This is a genomic window from Variovorax sp. P2_H12, assembly GCF_056403395.1.
Map to the genome: position 1 here is coordinate 1 of NZ_JBFUFO010000196.1, position 449 is coordinate 449.

1 protein-coding gene and 1 pseudogene are annotated in these 449 nt (G+C 67.3%); both read right to left on the reverse strand.

The window, feature by feature from the left end:
• Positions 1–227 (reverse strand): ATP-binding cassette domain-containing protein (locus AC1DYK_RS35780; RefSeq protein WP_478170583.1); only part of this gene is annotated, 227 nt, incomplete at its 3' end.
• A pseudogene (locus tag AC1DYK_RS35785) lies at positions 227–449 on the reverse strand (hypothetical protein); the annotation flags it as partial. The pseudogene AC1DYK_RS35785 and the gene AC1DYK_RS35780, both read right to left, overlap by 1 nt.

Here is a 449-nt window from a genome sequence, read left to right on the forward strand (position 1 = left end):
ATCCGGCCCGGCTCGGGCACGGCGTTCATCAGGGACAGGGCCAGGGTCGACTTGCCGGAACCGGACTCCCCCACCAGACCGGTGATCTCACCGCGGCGCAGGTCGAGGGAGGCGTTCGCGACAGCCGGGTACTCCGTGCCGTTGATGCGGTAGTGGACACTGAGGTCGCGTACGCGGACCTCGGCCTCCCTGGCCTCGGCCGCGGCGTTCTTCGTCGGCGTGGTCATCAGCGCTCCCTCAGTCGCGGGTTGAAGAGCTCGTCGATCGCGTCCAGGAACAGCACCACGCCCATGATCAGGAGCAGGATGCAGGTGAGCGGGGCCAGCAGGTAGAAGATTGCCTCGGGGCTCTGCAGCGCTCCTCCGGAGAACACCGCCTGGTTGATCATCACGCCCCAGTTGGTGCTGGTGAACGGCACGATGCCGAGGAAGAACAGCCCGACCTGGGCC